Source organism: Filimonas lacunae (genome assembly GCF_002355595.1).
In the GTDB taxonomy this organism is placed as follows: Bacteria; Bacteroidota; Bacteroidia; order Chitinophagales; family Chitinophagaceae; genus Filimonas; species Filimonas lacunae.
Genome location: NZ_AP017422.1, coordinates 3,364,782 through 3,384,871, shown reverse-complemented (window position 1 = coordinate 3,384,871; position 20,090 = coordinate 3,364,782). Strand labels below are relative to the sequence as shown.

The following is a 20,090-nucleotide window of genomic DNA, read 5'->3' as shown; positions in this document are numbered from 1 at the left end:
TTTTCTTTTATGTCTCTCCTGAAACGCTTCGGCTATCCCGAAAATGAGTGGCTCCTGTTTTACTACTCTATTTTCGTTTATCTTTCTGCTACCTCATTACCCTATAAACATGAATACATCCAATGACATTTACAGAGCCCGGATTAATAAAGTGATCGATTACATCCAGGCTCATGTGCATGAGCCTGTTTCCCTGGACAATCTGGCGAATGTGGCCTGTTATTCCCCATTCCATTTTCACCGGGTTTTTAAGGCGGTTACCGGTGAAGCAGTGAATGAATATGTGGGGCGCGCCCGCTGCGAAAAAGCGGCACGCCTGTTACGTTTTTCTAAAAAGCCGATTGCAGCAATTGCTGTTGAATGTGGTTTTTCCTCAGCGGCTACGCTCACCCGGGCTTTTACGGGTTACTTTCAGATTGCTCCGGGTGCCTACCGCAAAGGGGGTGAAATTAAAAATGGCAAGATTGGCAAAGAATTTTTCCCGGTACAATCCTACCATTGTGACCGTGAGTTTGAGGTGGAGATCAGACGGTATCCGGAAAGGAGGATCGCTTATATCAGGGTTACGGATGCGTTCAGGCAGGGCCTGGTGTTGCGGGCCTTTGAAAGTTTGGTTGTTTGGGCGAAAGAAAAGAACCTATTTGATACCCAGACCATCTTCGGCATGTCCATAGATGATCCGGAAGTAACGCCCAAAGAGAAATACAGGTATGATGTGTGTATTACGCTTCCGCCGGATTTGAAAATACAGGAGGAGGAACCAGTCAGTACCACCCTTTTACCACCATGCAGATATGCCGTAACCCGGTTGTCCGGTGATTTACAACTGGTAGGTGAGGCTTTTCATTATCTGTTTGATAAATGGCTGATCAATAGTGATTATGAGTGTGAGGCGCAGCCAGGGATGGAAGTGTATCTGGATAAGGAAAACATTTGTAACTGGGAACACTTTGACCTGGACATTATGATACCCATCAAAGCTTTAACCAATTAAATGTTTGTGACCGCATTGCATTTATCGGTCGATGCCTGCAGTACAATTGGTGAAAATAAAAATGATATAAAATGAAAAAAGTAACTGGAATTGGCGGCATTTTCTTTAAGTGTAAAGACCCGAAAGCTGTAAATGAATGGTATAAAGCGCACCTGGGTTTCGATACCACCCCCTACGGCACCACCTTTTCATGGACAGACGCTGAAGATGTTACGAAGAAAGGATTAACCCAGTGGAACCCTTTTCCCGAAGACACGAAATATTTTGCACCATCCGGAAAAGATTTCATGATCAACTACCGGGTGCAGAACCTTGAGGCGCTGGTGGCTGAACTCAGGAAGGAAAATGTGGTGATTGTGGACGAGATATCATCCTTTGACTATGGCAAATTTGTACATATCCTGGATGTTGAAGGTAATAAGATTCAATTGTGGGAGCCTGCGGAGTAATGAAACAGATTCATTTGCTGAGTGATGGGTTAGGTCATTTACCGATCACTTCTTTGCGATGAGCCAAACCCCAGAAATGGAGTTCATCCAGTACTTTTTCAAGAGACAATCCGTGTGGCGTTATTGCATACTCAATTGTTGAAGGGAAAGTATCGAGAACAGTTCTGCGGATAAGTTTATTTACTTCAAGACTTTTCAGCTCTTTTGACAGGGTTTTATCTGTGATTCCATGGACTTCTTTTGCGATCTGACTGAATCTTTTCGGCTTTTCGGCCAGGGCAAATAAAATAAGCAGCTTCCATCTTCCTTCTACAGCATCAAGCGCATCTTTGATGGAAAGCATTGTTTTTGGACACCCGGCATTTGACAGCATCTCTTTCTTTTTTACGTCACTTCCATTTTGGATAGTGCTTTCCGGATGGAAAGTACTATCAATCGGATAGCGAATATAAATACTTTGCGCTATAAACACGAAGTGATGAGTACACAACAAGGATCGTCAAAAGCGATAAATCTGATGATTTGGGTAGCGCAAGGATTATTAGCTGTAACTTTTATGTGGGCGGGGGCAACGAAAATATTTAAACCCGAAAGTCTGCCATTTCCCTGGGTAAAAGACAACCCCGCCCTCGTTTTACTAACAGGCATTATTGATGTGTTGGCCGGAGTTGGCATTCTATTGCCAGCTGCACTTAACATCCGGCCTAAACTGACAATTTTTGCCGCTTATGGAATTATTGCATTAATGACAGCTGCAATTGTATTTCATATTTCACGCGGTGAAGGACATGACATTGGTGTTAATATTTTCATACTGCTTCTTGCCGTATTCGTTGTGTGGGGTAGAGGTAAAGGATCATTTAACAAGAAATGATGGAGGAGGCAGTCTGAAATATCTAAATAATACTGCCTTCCATATTCATTATTACTCATAGGTGGCCATCTTTTGTATCCGGACTTATTCGCTATTCCTTTGTAAAAATTAAGCCTTTATGAAAAAGAAGAAGCTGCCTCATTTTGAAGTGAACCCAAAACCTGAGACCACTTCTTTTTGAGGCAACTTACTTTAAAAGCTCTTTCAGGAGACGCTTGGTTATTTGCTTTCTGTAATCAGAATAGCAGCCAGTTTATCCGGCATAGAAATAAAGGGCGTATGGCTGGATGGCAGGCTGTATACTTTAGCCACTTTACCTGCTTTTGCCATGTACTGTTGTGCTGCATAACTGATGGCATTGTCATTCACAGTGTGTATATACACTTTTCTGATGCTGCCGAAATTTTTATCGGTGAGGTGAACCGGTGTGGCAAGAGGGGCCAGCGGCTCTGGTTTCAGGTTGGCTGCGATGTATTCCTGTACCTGCTGTGGCGCATCGGCAGCAAAGATGTCTGCGGCGGCCTCTTTGGTAACAATGGCTGCACCATGCTCCTTGTCAATGGTAAGCGCCTTGCCTATATGAGAGGCAGGATCCTGTTTGGCAAGGGATAAAAGACTGGCTCCGTCGTTGGGAAGCGCTGCTGCCAGAAAAACCAGTTCTTTTACCTGGGAAGGTATTTCTTCAGCTACCTGGCTTATTACCAGCCCCGCAAAACTGTGGCCTGCCAGAACAACGGCTGTGCGGTTGCCGATGGCTGCCTTTACCTGGTTAACATAGGTTTGAAAGGAAATACCGGCAAATGCAGTGGTATCTTTTCCGTGACCTGCCAGGTTAATATTAATTACCTCTTCACCCTGCGCCCTTAAGATGGGGGTTACGGCATTCCAGGAAGAAGAATCTGACCATGCTCCGTGAACAAGTACAATGGTTTTGGAGTGTTTGCTGACTACTTTCTGAGCCTGGGTAGTAAAAGCGGATACGGTCATGGCCAGAATGAATATTACTTTTTTCATGATGTTGGTTGCCTATTGTTTTTTAGGACATCACAAACCTCGCACTATGCCATGGGGATAAATTTAACCTGGGTTAAAATCAAAAACGTTATTTGCCAACCATACGTTTGCGGATACGGCTTAGCGATGGGCCCTGTATACCTAAATAAGAGGCAATATGATAAAGTGGCACCGCATTGAAAATATCCGGATGCTTTTCCAGCATTTCACGGTAACGATCTTCCGGTGTTTTAAATAAAAAGCCTTCCGTGTTCACCATTACTTCATGAAAAGCCTTTTCTGCTACCAGCCGGCCGAATCTTTCCCACTGATGCGATTGCTCATACAGCGTATTAAGATGGTCTATATGGATATATAATATAGTAGAATCAACCACCGCTTCTGTGTAATAGTCGCATGCCGTTTGAGCTAAAAAGCTTTTATAGGAGGCTACAAACTGATGATTGGTAAAAAAGAGCATATTCTTCTCTTCTCCCGTTTCACTGTTTACCCGGTAAATCCTGAACACCCCGTTAATAACAAAGCCAAGGTGCTTGCAAACATTTTTGTATTCGTTGTAGAACTCTCCCTTTTTATATTGTTTTATACTCCAGTATGGTATTGATAAATCAAATGCTTCCGGCTTCATTCCCGATGCGCCAAGTGCCGACTTTAATAATTCGATTTCATCTATGTTATCTGACATGCAGCAAATGTATTCTTTTTCCTTTTTTTCCCGTTATCTGGCTTCGGAAGATGAAAGCATATCGCCCCTGAAACCAAAAGAAGCCGACTCATTATTTTTGAGCCAGCTTCTGACAATCCACACCCCGGCACCTCTGCCAGGGTTTTTCTTTCACACAACTTTATTAATTCTGATCCCAGAATATACGTGTAGTAAGATTATCCTGACCTCCTATGCTTTTAACCGCTTCAATGTAGTTGGCGGCGTTTTTGGATGATTCCTCGTTGGGGTAAGGATAGCGCCTTACAAAGCCACCTTGCAGGTTGTTGTTGTATTTGTTAGGACTCAGCGCCGGGTAACCGCTTCTTCTGAAATTGGCAAACCCTTCTGCTCCGTTACTGATGGAAGCGATCCAGTATTGGGTATTGATCTGCTGCAACGCATTGGCATCGGTATACGCTACGCCCGGTTGCGCCAGGTAACTATCCTGCATAGCAGTAGGTACGGCTGGTACCGGTGTGTTAGGGTAGCGTTCAAAATCGTTCATATGCGCCCTTACACCTGCTTCGTAATACTGTTGTGCGGTAAGCGCGCCCGACAGCCCCGTAAGCCAGCCACGATAAGCGGCTTCGGCCAGCAGCAACTGGGTTTGTGCATAGCTTACAAAGAAGTTAGGTGCAGTAGCGCTGCCCAGCACCAGGAAGTTGAGTTGCGAATAGTTTTGTCCGGTGCCTGCCGCGCCTCTGTAGCCAGGATAGTTTCCCACCGTTAACTGATCGTACCCTACAGGAAAACCAAACTGGTTGGCAGTAGTGGTATCCGGTGTTAAAGCCAGTACCTGGTTAGGATCGGTGTATTTACCGGATATGTATTTTAAACGGGGATCGTGCGTGGTTTTCAACTGATTGATAAACGGCTCTGCCAGGTAATAGAAATAAGGATTCAGCGTACGTGGGTTGGTGTTAATGGGGTTTACATACACCGAGGTGTAGGTAATGAACGCATTATCACTGTTGCTTTGCATTACACCTGCATTAAACGCTTCCTGTACAATGATTTTGGCTTTGTTCTGGTCTATTTTGGAATAACGCATGCCTATGCGCAGCAATAAACTATTGCCCAGCCTTTTCCACTTATCTACCTGTGCAGCGGCACTGCCGGCTTTGCCATACAGCAGGTCTTCTATTACCAGGTCGCCGCTGGGATTAAGCGCTGCTATCGCCGCTTTTATATTCGTATACAGCCCGGCATAGATGTCTTCATCCTTGTCATATGCCGGATAAAAGTTGGCTTCCAGGTAGGCTTTACCTGCCTGGCTATAGGGTATATCCCCATAGGTATCTACCAGGGTCATATACACATAGTTTTTCCATATTACCGTCATATTAGCCAGGTTGGTACGGGCGGCATCCCCTTTTACCAGTGCAGTTACCTGCTCCAGCATCTTAATGGGGTTGGGATAGTTATCATTCCAGCGGGTAACATTGAACGTGTTGTTATCATCATTCAGGTTAAAGCCCGAGGTGGCCCCGGTATTATAGGCATTTACAAACTGCTGCACAATGGTTTGATCACCTTCCCACGAACCCGGACTGGTAAGCCGCTGCGCATTGGTGAAAAGCAGCGCGGGGTTGGTGCTGGTTAAGCCGTAGGGATTGGTATTGATTTGGCCAAAGTCTTTATCGCAGCCTGTGTGCAGCAAACAAATGGCTGGCAGTAGCGCTATTAATCGATTCAATTTTTTCATGCATACACAATTTTAGAATTTCACATTCAGGTTAATACCATAGTTGCGTGTGGTAGGCAGCGTGGTTTGTTCGTACCCTACACGGTTATCGCCGGAGGAAGCAAAGGCTTCCGGATCCAGATCGGGCAGGTATTTTTTAATAATGGCCACATTGCGGCAGGTAGCAGAAAGAATCAGCCCTTTTACAAACTTCACCTTGTCGCCTACTACGCGGGTAAGGTCGTAGCTCAGTGTAATGTTCCGCAGTTTGATAAAATCGCTTTTGAATACAAACGGATCGGCAATCTGCTGGTTACGGTATTGTGTATAGAATGTTTGCGGGTCTACTGCTTTGTTGTTGTTGGTGCCATCTGCCTGCACACCATTAAACACTACGCCGCCCTCGCGGCCCACCAGCGAAGCTTTGGTATGGCCCTGGCGCAGCCCGTTAAGCGCGGTGGATGAGAGTATTTTACCACCGGCCTTATAATCGATATGTACCAACAGACTCAGGTTTTTATAACGGAACGTGTTGTTCCAGCCACCGGTGGCTTTGGGCAATGCGCTGCCAAACAATACATCAGCGCCGGTGTTGGCCTGTAGGCCGCCTGTGGAGTTTAATACAATCTGGCCCTTGTCGTTTCTTAAATAGGTTTTGGCGGCCAGCTGGTTCAGGGGTTTACCCACCTCGTACACCAGCGAGCCTATAAACTCGTTACCGGAGAAAGTGGTAACCACCTGCCGCTGCTGACCGGGGGCAAGCGCCAGCACTTTGGTGCTGTTGATGGCGGTGTTGAACGAACTGCTCCAGCTAAAGTTTTTATGACGTATAGGCACCAGTTCCAGCATGAATTCCAGGCCCCGGTTTTGCAACGAGCCCAGGTTCAGCGGCGTGCCATCATAGCCGGAAGCATTGGAAATGGCTACGGTAATGATCTGATCGCGGGTTTGCTTATCGTAAGCAGCCACATCCAGGTTTACCCGGTTGTTAAACATTTTCAGTTCCAGGCCTATTTCCTTTTCTCTTACACTAAAGGGCTTGAGCAGCGGGTTAGGACTATTGGCACCGGGTATATTACCCAAACTAAGGCCATTGAAGGTATTAGGCAATATGCCGTAGGTAAGTAAACCGGTAAAAGCGCCGATACCATTGGCACTACCTACGCTGGCGTAAGAAGCGCGTAGTTTACCATAGTTAAGCCAGGGCAGGTTTTTGGTAAGCTCAGAAAACACAAAACTACCGCTGAAACTGGGGTAGAAGTAGCTGTTGTTTTTGGGGTTAAGCACGGTAAACCAATCGTTACGGCCCGTGATGTTTAAAAACAGCATGTTTTTATAACCCAGCTCTGCAAAAGCGTAGAGTGAGTTTACCTGCTCGCGGTAATAATCGTGACGGGTAAGGTTATCCGGGTCTGATTTGGTTAACCCGTTTTCAAAAGAATAGAGATCGCGTACGATAAAGTCTACCACGCTGAGTACAGAGTTGCGGTTGAGCACGGTGTAAATGTTGCCGCCGGCACTGAGATCGACCGTAAAGTCTTTAAACGCATGGTTGGCGCCGATGAGGAAGTCGGAGTTCATTTGCCGTGCTGTGCCCTGGGCAATGCTGTAAGTACCGTTAAAGCCCGTGCCTGCCGAGTTAAGCGGGGTTGAGCTGCCGGTGCCGGTAGGACGGTTGCGCTCCAGCAGGTTTACACCATAGTCCATATTTACACGGCCCTGTGCATACAACCACTTGGTAATATCATAACGGAGAGTGGCCGTACCCAGTATCCTGTCCCGCTTGTTAATGATAAACTGGCGGGGCATCAGGAAGTACGGATTGATGAGTGTGGTTTGAAAACCGGAGGTCTGTGTTTCTGTACCCGTTGGTGTTACCGCCTTCTCCTTCAGCACATCCAGCCCTATGGAATTAGACATGCGGTATAAAAAGTTGGGAGCGCCATCGCCCTGGGCACCTACCTGTGGCGGATTATTGTTGACCTCGTTGGTATAGTTGATGTTTACCTGCAATGATAACTGGTTGCTGAGTTTATGGTTTACGCCCAGGTTAAAAATGCGCTTCTTATAATCGTTGTTAGGGGAGATGCCCTGCACGTTCTGGTTAGAATAAGAAGCCCGGAAACTGCTTTGCCCGTTGCCGCCGGAAAGGGCCACCGTATTGATGACAGAGCGGCCGGTTCTGTAAAATTCTTTAATACGGTTGCGGTGGGCTACATAGGGCCTGGCCACACCATCAAACTGCACGGTAGGCACACCATCGTATTTTGCGCCCCAGCCAAACTGGCCTGTGGTAATGGCTTCCCCCTGTGTAGTGGGCTTTTTACCGCCCTGGCCCTGGCCATACTCATACTGAAAGTCGGTAAAGTCCAGCACCTGGTCTGCCGAGTAGTTCAGGTTATATTCCACCCCCAGTCCTTTTGCCTTGCTGCCGTTTTTGGTGGTGATAATGATAGCGCCGTTTGCCGCGCGGGAGCCATACAGGGCAGCAGCCGTAGCTCCTTTTAATACGGTCATGCTTTCAATATCATCCGGGTTAATCTGCTGCATGTTATCGCCCAGGTCAATAGAGTTGTTGCCGTCTGCACCGCGGGCACCCTGATCCATCGGTAAACCGTTGATGACAATGAGCGGTGAGTTGGTAGCACCTGCAAAAGCACTCTGGCCCCGCAAACGTATTTTAGTGCTGGCGCCGGTACCCGCTGTTGGCGGCGATATATCCAGCCCGGCCACCTTGCCTTCCAGCGCACCCATCACATTGGTAGTACGGTTTTGCTTCATTTCATCCACCTTAACGGTTTCAGCAGAGTAGCCCAGCTTTTTGGCCTGCCGTTTCATGCCCAGGGCTACAACAATTACATTGTCCAGGTTGTCGGCCACCTCTTGCTGCAAGCTTACGCTCAGGGTGGTGCGGCCATTCAATGCCACTTCCTGCGTGGCAAAGCCTACAAAAGAAATCTGTAAAACATCTTTGCCGGATGCAGCAATCGTAAACCGGCCTTCTTCGTTGGTAGTCACTTTTTTGTTGGAACCTTTAACGGCTACTGTTGCGGCTGCAACAGCTTTTCCCGAGGAATCTGTTACTTTGCCCGTGACGTTTTGGGCTACTGCCACTGTACAAAACAGCACAGATAGCAGGAGAGTGAGTAAGTCTTTTTTGTTCATATCGCAAGCCTTTGGTAGTTAAATGCACTTTATACAGAAAGTGTAGAGAGTACAATAATAACCGCTTTAACCCGCGGAAACTTCCAATAATAACCACTGTAAGATTCTGTACAAATTGTATTACCCTTCTTCGCCTCAAACGGGTACCGTGAACTGAAATGCTGGTAACGATTGCAGTAATTTTTTCATGCCTATGGTAACCTGGTTGCGTACGGTAGGCAGCGAAAGCCCCAGTACATCAGCAGCTTCCTGGTAAGTGAGGCCTTCCAGCTTTACCAGCTGAAAGATAATACGGCATTGGGATGGGAGACTATGGATGGCCTGGTTGATTTTTCTGATCGCTTCGCCGGATATAAAAATATCTTCCGGGTGCTGCCAGGTGATACTGTGGTCATAGGTAAAATCGTCAATGGTATAGAGTATATGCTTATCGCAGCGTGTTACATAATTAATAGAAAGATTTTTAGTGAGTGTAAACAGGTACGCTTTTAAATTATGGATGTGGTTAAGTTGGGCTGCCTGCTGCCATACTTTTATAAAAGTATCGGATACAATCTCTTCTGCAGCCTCATGGCTTTTTACAAAGGAAAAACTGAAACGGAACAAAGAAGGAAACAATAACTTATACAAAGCCTCATAGGCTTTCATATCGTTGTTATTGGCAATGCGTTGCTGAATAGTTTTGATATAAGCAAAGTCAGTGGTCATGGCAGCATCTCCCGTTAAAGATAGGAGTTTTATGTAATCGGTTACATCCGGTTGTCTTTATTTCTAATTTATAGGTATTATGCCGCATTTTACAGATAAATACTTAAATTAGCAATCGATTGCAATAAAGGGTGGGTTTGGATGCCCTTTGCCTGTTTTATGAAATACTTATAGGAATGATTGTTTGTCGCCCGATCCTGCTTATAGTTCTCACCTTTGGTATATATACCTGCTATGCCCGACAGGATAGCCTGCATTTTATTCATCTGAGCAGCAAGGATGGCCTTTCGGCCAATACCGTTAATGCTGTATTAAAAGACAAGTGGGGTTATATGTGGTTTGCCACAGACGATGGTTTAAGCCGTTACGATGGCACTCACTTTACCAATTACAATCATAATTCGTCAGATACCGCTTCTATCCGCTCTAATGCAGTATTGGAACTGATGGAAGATGCCAGCGGCAATTTGTGGATAGGTACCAATAAAGGAGTATCGCTGTACAACCGCACCAGGGATGCTTTTATGAATACCGATATTACACGTGGTGCTTCCGTTCGTGCCATGTGCCGCGATCACAACGGTAATTACTGGTTCGGCGGTTATTCCGGTTTGTTTAAGTACAATCCGGCATCGGGTAAAACAAGGTATTACTTCATGGAAGACAGCAGCAGTACCCATTTACCCGCTGCCATGTTCCTGAGCATATTGGAAGATAGCCAGGGGCGTTTGTGGTTTGGCACCAATGAAGGTTTATACCTGTACCTGCCTGCACAGGATCAGTTTACATTATATACCGGCGGCATTGCTAACAGGGCGCAGTGGCGTTTGGCTGTTAAAAGCATCAGCGAAGATGCAAAAGGGAATGTATGGTTTGGCACCATTGATGGTGGATTGAACCAGCTGTTGCCGGGAAGTACCCATTTTCGCAATTATAATACCGGTGGAGCAGCGGGTAACAACCTCAGCAGTGATCGTATTTATAAAACTGCCCATGACGGGGATGGTAAAATATGGATAGGTACAGAGAAAGGGCTGGACATACTGGAACCAGTATCAGGCAATGTGCGTCATATACCCGTAAATCCGCGTAACCAGTACAGTTTGCAAGGCAGCTCGGTAAGAAGTATTTTCATTGATAAAAAGGGTATTTACTGGATAGGTACTTTTCAAAGCGGTATGAATAAATACGACCGCAACCTCACGGCTTTTGACCTTGTGCGTAGTAATCCCTTTGATCCGCAGGGACTCAGCGCGCCTAAGGTAACTGCTTTTGCTGCTGCAAATGAAGGCAATGTTTATGTGGGCACAGATGGCGGTGGTTTGCACTTATATCATTACAGCACCGGCTTGTTTACCCGTATACCCATTGGGCAGTCACCTTTAACCATATTAGCGATGGAAAGGGTGAATGAGGAGCTTTGGATAGCCACTTATATGCAGGGTATTTATGTACTCAATACCATCACCGGCGCCATACGGCATTACACAACAGGGGATGGCGTATCGGGCCTGTTGAGCGATGAGGTGTTCTGCCTTCGTAAAGACCGGCAGGGTCATGTATGGATAGGCAACAACGGGAAAGGCGTGCAGGTGTATGTACCCGCCAGGCAGGTGTTTGTAGCATTGAAGGATTATGTGGGTAAGGTTAATGGCGATAAGGTACCCGAAAGGGGCTTTATACGCGATATACAGGAAGATGCGGAAGGCAGGATATGGATAGCAGCACCCGGCAGGGGTGTGGATATGTATGATGCCGCTACTGCCACCTTTCGTACGTATGGCCGCTACCAGTCTGGTAACCTGCCGGTGGATGAAGTACAAACCCTGTTACCGGGCAAAAACGGCGTACTATGGGCAGGAACGGGGGGACGTGGACTTTGCAGGCTGGACTTCCGGAAAAACAGTTTTGCTATCTATACCACCAGGGAAGGGCTGGCCAATAACGTAATAGCCAAAATACTGGCAGATAGCACAGGCACGCTCTGGTGCAGCACCAACAAGGGTATCAGTTCATGGGATACAGCCACACAAAAGTGTAAGAATTTTACTACAGATAATGGATTACAGGGAAGTGCTTTTGCTATGGGGGCAGGCTTTATTTCCCGGGAAGGCGTGTTCTTTTTTGGCGGGCTGGATGGGTTTAACTTCTTTCATCCTGCAAGGCTGCATTATAACCACAATGTGCCTGCGGTGATATTTACCGGGCTGAAGGTAGATAATAACGATGTGGCCCCGGGCGGGCATAGCCCCATTAGCAGCAATATTTCTGTGGCACAGGAAATAAAGCTGCGTTACAAACAAAACTTTTCCCTGGCGTTTACTGTACTGGATTTTACCAGTCCCGATGAATGCCGTTACCTGTATCAGTTACTGGGTTTTGATAAATCGTGGAATGCAGTGGGAGCCAGTCAGGCCGCTGTGTTTACCAACCTGGACCCTGGCGAGTACACGCTGCTGGTAAAAGCCTATAATGCTAACGGAGACTGGACTACGCCTGCAGCTTCTATCCGCATTATCATTACACCGCCTTTCTGGCGCACCGGGTATGCCTGGTGTGCCTATATACTGCTGGCTGCCGGTTTACTGTGGGGTATACGGCACCGGGGTATTCAACGATTAAAGCAAAAATTTGCAGCCGAGCAGGAGCGCAGGCGCATTCATCAGCTGATAGAAGAAGAGCGCAAAGAAGCAGAAAGGCAACGTGCGTTTGATGAGGGCAAGATTCAATTCCTTACCAATCTCAGCCACGAGTTTCGTACCCCTATATCACTGATAGCAGGGCCGGTGCAGGCTTTGCTGGATAAAGAATATGACCCGGAGAAAAAAAGCCAGCTGTCGATGGTGCGCAGGAATACACGCCGGCTGCTGAACCTGGTGAACCAGTTACTGGATATTCGCAACCCGGAAGAGCAGGAACTGTTGCTGCATGCACAACCCGGCGACCTGGTAAGCTTTGTAAGAGAAGCGGCAGAATCGTTTCGCGACCTGGCAGAACGCCGTAATATCCGGTTCAGTTTTCATACCGCTTTAGAAACCTATTACACTTCGTTTGATAAAGACAAGATAGAACGCGTGCTTTTTAACCTGCTGGGCAATGCCTTTAAGTTTACCCGCGATAACGGCATGGTAAGCCTGCTGCTGCAGGAACAGGACAGTGGCATTGCTATTACAGTAGCTGATAACGGGCAAGGTATGACGGCAGAAGAGCAGCGCCGCATTTTTGATCGCTTTTTCCAGGGTGAAACACGTGCGGATATTATGAACCAGGGTAGTGGCATTGGATTGTCTATTACGCGTGAGTTTGTAAAGCTGCATGGTGGTAGTATAGCCGTGCACAGCGAATATGGCAAAGGCAGTGCGTTTATCGTACACCTGCCCTTATTGCAGCAAGCGCCTGTTAATGCACCGCTATCATTCGTGGCGCGGGATGCTGCAGGTGAGCAGGAGGAGCCCGCCCCGGTGGCTGAAACCCTGCTGCCACCGGATGAATGGCTTACCGTGTTGCTGATTGAAGATAGCGAGGATTACCGCACCTTTTTGCGCAACCAGCTTACTCCCTACTACAAAGTGATAGAAGCGGCAGATGGTAAGGAAGGATGGCAGAAAGCATTGGCCTGCCATCCGCAGGTAATAGTAAGTGATATTACCATGCCTTACATGGATGGCATTACGCTGAGTAAAAAAATAAGGGAGGATAAACGTACCACACATATTCCCATTATACTGCTTACTGCCCTTACCGGCGATGCGCATCAGCTAAAGGGATTGCAAACAGGCGCCAGCGATTATCTTACCAAGCCTTTTAGTCCCGGGATACTGATAGTGAAAATCCGTAACCTGGCATCGCTGAACCAGCGTTTAAAAGAAACCTATACCAAACGGGTAGAGGTGGCTACACCACCGGCTCTGGTAGAACGAGAGAACGAAAAGCTGCTGCTGAAAATAAACCGTTACATAGAAGAGAATATGGAAGATGAAAAGTTGTCGGTAGAGCAGCTGGCCAAATACCTGTTCATGAGCAGGGCTACCCTGTATAATAAACTGATGGAGCTTACCGGTGAAACACCTGTGGAATATATCCGCTCGGTGCGGCTGAACAAGGCGGCGGCTATGCTGGAAAACAGCGATATGCGGGTGGCCGAGATCGGGTACGCTGTGGGCTTTGTAACCCCCAACTATTTTGCCCGGGCCTTTAAGGCAAAGTATAACATGTCGCCTACAGAATACATTGCTCAAAAACGAAAACCGGCGAATTAGCAGGTATCAGCGGTATATGATGGAAGATCAAAGTATGTTTAACATTTGTGCTATTCTTTTCATCATTTGTTCTCCTCTGTTGAGGTGGGGCCAGTGTAGTTTTGGCTATAATCATTGCTATATGCCAAAATCATCCACTGCCTTTTTTCGTTGCTTTGCCTTGTTAAGCGTAATGCTTTTTATTACTGCTGCCCGCGCACAGGATACCAGCTTTCATATTTATTTATGCCTTGGGCAATCTAACATGGAAGGCAATGCCCGCTTTGAGCCACAGGATACTATCGTGAGCAATCGTTTTAGAATGATGAGTGCGGTGGATTGCCCTGACCTTAACAGGAACATGGGGCAGTGGTACACGGCCCGGCCACCTTTATGCCGTTGCCGCACGGGCCTTACCCCGGCAGATTATTTTGGCCGGGAAATGCTGGCTCACCTGCCGGCCCGTAACCGCGTAGGCGTGGTAATGGTGGCAGTAGGTGGTTGTAAAATAGAATTGTTTGATAAAGAGAATTATGCCGGCTACATTGCTTCTGCACCGGACTGGCTGAAGAACATGGCAAAGGAATATGCTAACAATCCTTATGGCCGGCTGGTAGAGATGGCTAAACTGGCGCAGCGCGATGGCGTAATTAAAGGCATACTGCTGCACCAGGGCGAATCTAACACCAACGACAGTACCTGGCCGGGCAAAGTGAAAAAAGTATATGAAAACCTGCTGCACGATCTGGGGCTGAATGCAGCTGAGGTTCCCTTACTGGCAGGCGAGGTGGTGCATGCTGAGCAGAACGGTAAATGCGCCGCTATGAATGGCATTATAGCCACACTGCCACAGGTAATACCCACGGCACATGTAATTTCATCCAAGGGCTGCGGGGTGGCGGGTGATAACCTGCATTTTAATGCAGCAGGCTACCGCACACTGGGCGCACGTTATGCAGCCACCATGCTATCCTTACTATACACGGGTAACGCGCAGCAGGCCCCGCCTTACAGCCCACTTACCAACACAACTAAATAAGAATAATTATAATGATGCAATTTTCAGTTACTACCCTTAGCGGAAAAAAAACTTCTGCGTATATGCTGGCATTGGCCATGCTACTGGGTTCGGGCGCGCAGGCACAGAAGAAAAAGCAGGCACCCGTTAACAACCAGCCTGTATTTACCCAGTTTGTATACCAGGGCGATGATCAGATCTATAAAGATCATCCGTTAAAAGAAGGTGAGTTTTACAGTCCCGTTTTACAGGGTTGTTACCCGGATCCCAGCATTACCCGCAAGGGAGATGATTACTACCTGGTTAACTCTTCTTTTTCTATGGTGCCCGGTGTGCCTATCTTTCATTCCAACGACCTGGTGAACTGGAAACAGCTGGGGCATGTGCTGGACAGGCCTTCGCAGCTGAAGGTGGAAAAGGCGGGTATCTCCGCCGGTATCTATGCTCCTGATATCAAGTACAACAAGTATAACAATACATTTTACATGATCACCACTCAAATTGCAGGAGGCATAGGGAATATGGTGGTGAAAACGCAAGACCCTGCCAAAGGATGGAGCGATCCTATCAAGCTGCAATTTGACGGCATAGATCCATCGCTGTTTTTTGATGACAACGGCAAGGCTTATATTGTACATAACGATGCACCGCCCAAAGCGCTGTACAATGGGCACCGTTGTATTAAGATATGGGAGTACGACCTGGAAAAGGATGCCATCATTCCCGGTACCGATAAAGTGATTGTAGATGGTGGTGTAGACATTACACAGAAGCCTATCTGGATTGAAGGCCCGCATTTGTATAAGAAGAACGGCCGTTATTACCTGATGTGTGCCGAAGGGGGCACCGGTGGCTGGCACAGTGAAGTGATTTTTGTAAGCAATGATGCTAAAGGCCCTTTTGTGCCTGCCAATAATAACCCCATACTTACCCAGCGTTATTTTCCGAAGGACAGGGCCAACAAAGTAGACTGGGCAGGACATGCGGATTTGGTAGAAGGCCCTGGTGGCAAGTACTATGCGGTGTTCCTGGCTGTTCGCCCCAATGATAAAAACCGGGTGAATACCGGCAGGGAAACTTTTATGCTGCCTGTAGATTGGAGCGGCGAGTTTCCGGTGTTTGAAAACGGCCTGGTGCCTTTGAAACCCGCTATTAAAATGCCAGCCGGTGTGGTGAACCAGCAGGGACAGAATGGTTTCCTGGCCAATGGTAATTTCACTTTCAAAGATGATTTAACAGCAGCCAAGCCCGACTTTCGTTGGATAGGTGTAAGAGGTGCGCGCGAAAACTTTATCACTACCGGCAAAAACGGGGTAACCATTCAGCCATTTCCGGTAACCATTAAAGCTACCGGACCCACCTCCACACTATTTTACCGCCAGCAACACGCCAGCTTTGATGCTACGGTAAAGCTGAGCTATGCGCCACGCAGCGAAAAGGAACTGGCGGGTATTGTCTGTTACCAGAAAGAGACATACAACTTTGTTTTTGGCGTTACCACCAAAGGCAGCGACCGGTACCTGGTGCTGGAAAAAACGGCGAACGGTGAATCTACCCTACTGGGCAGCGTTAAAATAGCCGCCCAGGGCGATATCCGTTTAAAAGTAGCTGCCAAAGGTGATGCCTATACCTTTAGCTATGCTATGGATAATGAGCAGTTTACCTCCGTAGGCGGTACTGTTTCCGGCGATATATTATCTACCGATGTGGCTGGAGGGTTTACCGGCGCGCTGATAGGTTTATATGCCACCTCGGCCAATGATGTACTGATTCCTTAATACCTGTTACCAGTGCCGGAGGGCCTGGTACATTACTCAAACGGCTATGCTTTTGTTTCCACAAAACATAGCCGTTTTGCATGTATTCATAGACATACGTGCTATTTTTTTAGCGATTTGGAACATACAGCACCCGGTGCTCACTCTACTTTTGTTTATGCTGTATAACACAGCCTCATGTATTGATTAAACGATTGCAGTATGAAACCGAAACAATGCTTATGCAAGGACTTGCCATGTCCTTTGCCCATTTTTGCCACCGGTGATCATTACCGGATTCTCTTTCTTAAACCACATTCCGAACTTTAAAAAGCTCATTATGACTTTCAGATTGCCGCTGCTGAAGGGACTACCTATGTGCTTACTGGTGCTGTCAGCCTTGCTATGCTGTTGCGCCGGGTTTGCACAAAATGCCCGAACTATTAAAGGAACTGTTTACGATGCCCAGAACCAACCCCTGGCAGATGCCACCGTAAGGGTGAAGGGAAAGGGCACTATCACCAAAACCAATAAGGATGGAAAATTTACGATATCAGTACCTGTCGGGAAACAGGTGCTGGAAATAAGCCATGTAGGCAAATCCACCCTGGAAATGACCGCCGATAACCAGGAAGACCTGGTATTATCTTTAAAAGATGCGGCTGCCAACCTGGAAGATATTATTGTGGTAGGCTATGGCCAGCAGAAAAAAGCCAGTGTAGTAGGCGCCATTAGCCAAACTACCGGCAAGGTGCTGGAACGCACGGGGGGCGTAAGCAACCTGGGTATGGCCTTAACCGGTAACCTGCCCGGCCTGGTAACTACTGCCTCTACCGGTATGCCTGGTGCAGAAACACCGCAGATACTGATTCGCGCGCAAACTACCTGGAACAACAGCTCGCCGCTGATTCTGGTAGATGGGGTAGAACGTCCCGGTGCGTTGGGGGCTATTGATATTGCTTCGGTAGAAAGCATTTCTATTTTAAAAGATGCCTCCGCTACCGCAGTGTATGGGGTAAAAGGCGCAAACGGCGTTATATTAATCACCACCAAAAAAGGCAAGGAAGGCAAGGCTACCATTCGTATTCGTAGTAACGTTACGGTGAAAACTGTTTCCAAATTACCCGCTAAATTAGATGCGTATGATGCATTGTTACTCAAAAACCAGGTAATTGAACGCGAGCTGCCCAGTACGCCCAGCGCGTGGACGGCTTATATGCCACTGGCCATTATTGATAAATACCGCCACCCGGCCAATGCGGAGGAGTGGGACAGGTACCCTAACGTAGACTGGCAGAAAGAGTTGTTTAAAAGCAACACCAAATCGTACAACACCAGCGCCAGTGTATCAGGCGGCTCTAAGTTCGTGACTTACTTTGCCGGGGTGGACTATACGTATGAGGGCGATTTGTTCAGAACCTTCCAGAACAACAGGGGCTACCAGAGTGGTTACGGTTACAGCCGTACCAACGTACGCAGTAACCTCGATTTCAATCTTACCAAAAGCACCAAATTCACTACGCGCATATTTGGTTCCAATGGCGTACGTAAAGTGCCCTGGGGTGCGGCGGATGGCGATGCCTCTTACTGGGCAAGTGCCTACCGTACTTCACCGGAAGCGATGCGCCCGGTGTATTCCGATGGTACGTTTGGTTTCTATTCCCCCCGTAATGCCGATGTGCCTAACTCTGTTTACAACCTGGCGGTATCCGGCCTGGAAAAAAGAACCAGCACGCAGCTGACTACCGATTTTGTATTGCAGCAGGAGCTGAATATGATTACCAAAGGGCTGAGCGCGAGAGGCAGTATCTCACTGGATAATACTTTCTCTGAAACAGGCCGTGGCATTAACGATTTATACAACGGCCCGCAACGTAAATGGATTGATCCTGGATCTGGTTTGGTGGTATACGAGCAGCCCATTAACAGTGGTACCCAGCTGGATTATACCGATATGGTGCGCTGGTCTATTGCCGCCGGTTCGGTGGATAAAGGAGCTACGTACCGTCGCCTGAACTACATGCTGCAATTGAACTATGCCCGCCGCTTTGGCAAGCATGATGTATCGGCACTTGCCTTGTTGCAACGGGAGAAATATGCTACCGGCAGCGAGTTCTACCGCTTTAGAGAAGACTGGGTTTTCCGTCTTACCTATAACTACAATAACAAATACTTTTTAGAAACCAACGGCGCTTATAACGGTTCGGAAAAATTCGGGCCTGCGTATCGTTTTGCTTTCTTCCCTTCCTTTTCGGGCGGCTGGATGATAAGCAACGAATCTTTTGTAAAAGATCACCTGCCTTTTATAGATCAGTTGAAGCTGCGCGCTTCCTGGGGTAAGGTGGGGGATGATAACGTAAGTGGCCGCTGGCTGTACAAAGATCAGTGGTCGTTTGGTGGCAACGCGCAAATGGGTAGCCCCATTGTAAACACTCCGTATACCTTTTACAATATTACCCAGTTAGGCAACCCCAACATTAGCTGGGAAACCGTGGAAAAGCGTAACCTGGGCGTAGAGTACAGTTTACTGGATGGAGAGATTGCGGGTAGTGTGGATGTGTTTAAAGATGAAAGACGCGATGTTATTATAGATGGTGGCTCACGCGCAATCCCTACCTATTTTGGGGTGGCTGCACCCAAAGCCAACCTGGGCCGCGTTTCCGGTAAAGGGTATGAAGCAGAACTGCGTTTAAGTCATACTTTCCGCGGTGGCTTTCATATATGGGCCAATACCAACTTTACCCACGCGGTAAATAAAGTGATCTTTCGCGATGATCCGGAATTATTACCCGCTTATCAACAGCAGGCCGGATGGGCGCTGGGCCAGAACCGCTCTTTCCTGAACAATGGCTACATTCAAAGCTGGGATGATATTTATGGCAGCACCCAACGCAATGCCAACAACAACGCCAAGTTTGCAGGCGACTATAATATCGTAGACTATAACGGTGATGGTATTATTGATAACTACGATCAGGCTCCTTATCAATACAGCAGCTCGCCACAAAACACTTACAGCATGAGCATAGGAGCGGAGTGGAAAGGCTTTAGCGTGTTTGTGCAACTGTATGGTGTAAACAATGTAACCCGCTATGTAGACTTTCCCACCTTTAACACCTACTCGGGCTCTAACGTTGCTTTTGTGGAAGGTACTTACTGGACAAAGGATGCAGGTGGACAGATTCCGCTACCCCGTTACAGCACACTTATGCCTGCCGGTGGCAATGGTACCCGTTACCTGTTTGATGGCTCTTACCTGCGTTTAAAGAATGCGGAGATAGGCTACACCTTCAGTGGTAAAGCTATTAACCGCCTGGGTGTGAAAACATGCAGACTGTATGTGAACGGTAACAACCTGGCCTTGTGGACGAAAATGCCAGATGACCGGGAAAGCAACTTCTCCGGCAGTGCCGCCTTTGGCGCTTACCCTACCATGAAACGCTATAACGTGGGTATTGACATTAACTTATAAACTATAAGTAC

Annotated in this window: 13 protein-coding genes; 7 read left to right on the top strand and 6 right to left on the bottom strand. The window is 47.4% G+C overall.

Annotated elements, in window-relative coordinates; translation table 11 throughout:
* Window positions 1-109 precede the first annotated feature (109 nt).
* Entirely contained in the window at window positions 110-994 is an 885-nt protein-coding gene (locus tag FLA_RS13520; RefSeq protein ID WP_076382694.1) for an AraC family transcriptional regulator, read from the top strand.
* Between the two features lie 71 nt (window positions 995-1,065).
* Window positions 1,066-1,443: a VOC family protein gene (locus FLA_RS31840; protein WP_076382695.1), complete on the top strand. Its 378-nt coding sequence runs from the start codon at window positions 1,066-1,068 to the stop codon at window positions 1,441-1,443.
* A gap of 34 nt (window positions 1,444-1,477) precedes the next feature.
* Here FLA_RS31840 and FLA_RS13510 read toward each other — a convergent pair whose 3' ends face one another.
* The gene (locus FLA_RS13510) at window positions 1,478-1,915 is read right to left on the bottom strand and encodes a winged helix-turn-helix transcriptional regulator (RefSeq protein WP_231940439.1); all 438 of its coding nucleotides are present in this window, start codon (window positions 1,913-1,915) and stop codon (window positions 1,478-1,480) included.
* A gap of 6 nt (window positions 1,916-1,921) precedes the next feature.
* On the opposite strand from FLA_RS13510, the gene FLA_RS13505 reads away from it, so the two are divergent.
* The gene (locus FLA_RS13505) at window positions 1,922-2,317 is read left to right on the top strand and encodes a DoxX family protein (RefSeq protein ID WP_076382697.1); all 396 of its coding nucleotides are present in this window, start codon (window positions 1,922-1,924) and stop codon (window positions 2,315-2,317) included.
* A gap of 219 nt (window positions 2,318-2,536) precedes the next feature.
* Here FLA_RS13505 and FLA_RS13500 read toward each other — a convergent pair whose 3' ends face one another.
* From FLA_RS13500 to FLA_RS13480, 5 genes are all read right to left on the bottom strand, one after another.
* Window positions 2,537-3,331 carry an alpha/beta fold hydrolase gene (locus FLA_RS13500; protein WP_076382698.1) on the bottom strand — a complete coding sequence of 265 codons (795 nt, stop codon included), beginning with the start codon at window positions 3,329-3,331 and terminating at the stop codon, window positions 2,537-2,539.
* Between the two features lie 88 nt (window positions 3,332-3,419).
* Window positions 3,420-4,016 carry a Crp/Fnr family transcriptional regulator gene (locus FLA_RS13495; RefSeq protein ID WP_231940438.1) on the bottom strand — a complete coding sequence of 199 codons (597 nt, stop codon included), beginning with the start codon at window positions 4,014-4,016 and terminating at the stop codon, window positions 3,420-3,422.
* Window positions 4,017-4,179: 163 nt separating this feature from the next.
* Window positions 4,180-5,742, bottom strand: coding sequence for a SusD/RagB family nutrient-binding outer membrane lipoprotein (locus FLA_RS13490; protein ID WP_076382699.1), 1,563 nt, complete (start codon window positions 5,740-5,742; stop codon window positions 4,180-4,182).
* 12 nt (window positions 5,743-5,754) lie between these two features.
* Entirely contained in the window at window positions 5,755-8,886 is a 3,132-nt protein-coding gene (locus tag FLA_RS13485) for a SusC/RagA family TonB-linked outer membrane protein (protein ID WP_076382700.1), read from the bottom strand.
* 135 nt (window positions 8,887-9,021) lie between these two features.
* Window positions 9,022-9,594 carry an RNA polymerase sigma factor gene (locus FLA_RS13480; RefSeq protein ID WP_076382701.1) on the bottom strand — a complete coding sequence of 191 codons (573 nt, stop codon included), beginning with the start codon at window positions 9,592-9,594 and terminating at the stop codon, window positions 9,022-9,024.
* A 176-nt stretch (window positions 9,595-9,770) separates the two neighbouring features.
* On the opposite strand from FLA_RS13480, the gene FLA_RS13475 reads away from it, so the two are divergent.
* From FLA_RS13475 to FLA_RS13460, 4 genes are all read left to right on the top strand, one after another.
* Complete coding sequence (locus FLA_RS13475) at window positions 9,771-13,853, top strand: hybrid sensor histidine kinase/response regulator transcription factor (RefSeq protein WP_096511008.1); 4,083 nt, start codon at window positions 9,771-9,773, stop codon at window positions 13,851-13,853.
* 121 nt (window positions 13,854-13,974) lie between these two features.
* Window positions 13,975-14,871 (top strand): sialate O-acetylesterase, encoded by an 897-nt coding sequence (locus FLA_RS13470; RefSeq protein ID WP_084206558.1) that lies wholly within the window; start codon window positions 13,975-13,977, stop codon window positions 14,869-14,871.
* A gap of 11 nt (window positions 14,872-14,882) precedes the next feature.
* Complete coding sequence (locus FLA_RS13465) at window positions 14,883-16,628, top strand: glycoside hydrolase family 43 protein (RefSeq protein ID WP_197705894.1); 1,746 nt, start codon at window positions 14,883-14,885, stop codon at window positions 16,626-16,628.
* A 319-nt stretch (window positions 16,629-16,947) separates the two neighbouring features.
* Entirely contained in the window at window positions 16,948-20,079 is a 3,132-nt protein-coding gene (locus FLA_RS13460) for a SusC/RagA family TonB-linked outer membrane protein (RefSeq protein WP_076382703.1), read from the top strand.
* Window positions 20,080-20,090: the final 11 nt, after the last annotated feature.

Coding starts and splice junctions, on each gene's coding strand:
- FLA_RS13495 (WP_231940438.1), bottom strand. CDS start 4,016: ATGTCAGATAACATAGATGAAATCGAATTATTAAAGTCGGCACTTGGC.
- FLA_RS13485 (WP_076382700.1), bottom strand. CDS start 8,886: ATGAACAAAAAAGACTTACTCACTCTCCTGCTATCTGTGCTGTTTTGT.
- FLA_RS13500 (WP_076382698.1), bottom strand. CDS start 3,331: ATGAAAAAAGTAATATTCATTCTGGCCATGACCGTATCCGCTTTTACT.
- FLA_RS13480 (WP_076382701.1), bottom strand. CDS start 9,594: ATGACCACTGACTTTGCTTATATCAAAACTATTCAGCAACGCATTGCC.
- FLA_RS31840 (WP_076382695.1), top strand. CDS start 1,066: ATGAAAAAAGTAACTGGAATTGGCGGCATTTTCTTTAAGTGTAAAGAC.
- FLA_RS13475 (WP_096511008.1), top strand. CDS start 9,771: ATGATTGTTTGTCGCCCGATCCTGCTTATAGTTCTCACCTTTGGTATA.
- FLA_RS13470 (WP_084206558.1), top strand. CDS start 13,975: ATGCCAAAATCATCCACTGCCTTTTTTCGTTGCTTTGCCTTGTTAAGC.
- FLA_RS13490 (WP_076382699.1), bottom strand. CDS start 5,742: ATGAAAAAATTGAATCGATTAATAGCGCTACTGCCAGCCATTTGTTTG.
- FLA_RS13520 (WP_076382694.1), top strand. CDS start 110: ATGAATACATCCAATGACATTTACAGAGCCCGGATTAATAAAGTGATC.
- FLA_RS13465 (WP_197705894.1), top strand. CDS start 14,883: ATGATGCAATTTTCAGTTACTACCCTTAGCGGAAAAAAAACTTCTGCG.
- FLA_RS13460 (WP_076382703.1), top strand. CDS start 16,948: ATGACTTTCAGATTGCCGCTGCTGAAGGGACTACCTATGTGCTTACTG.
- FLA_RS13505 (WP_076382697.1), top strand. CDS start 1,922: ATGAGTACACAACAAGGATCGTCAAAAGCGATAAATCTGATGATTTGG.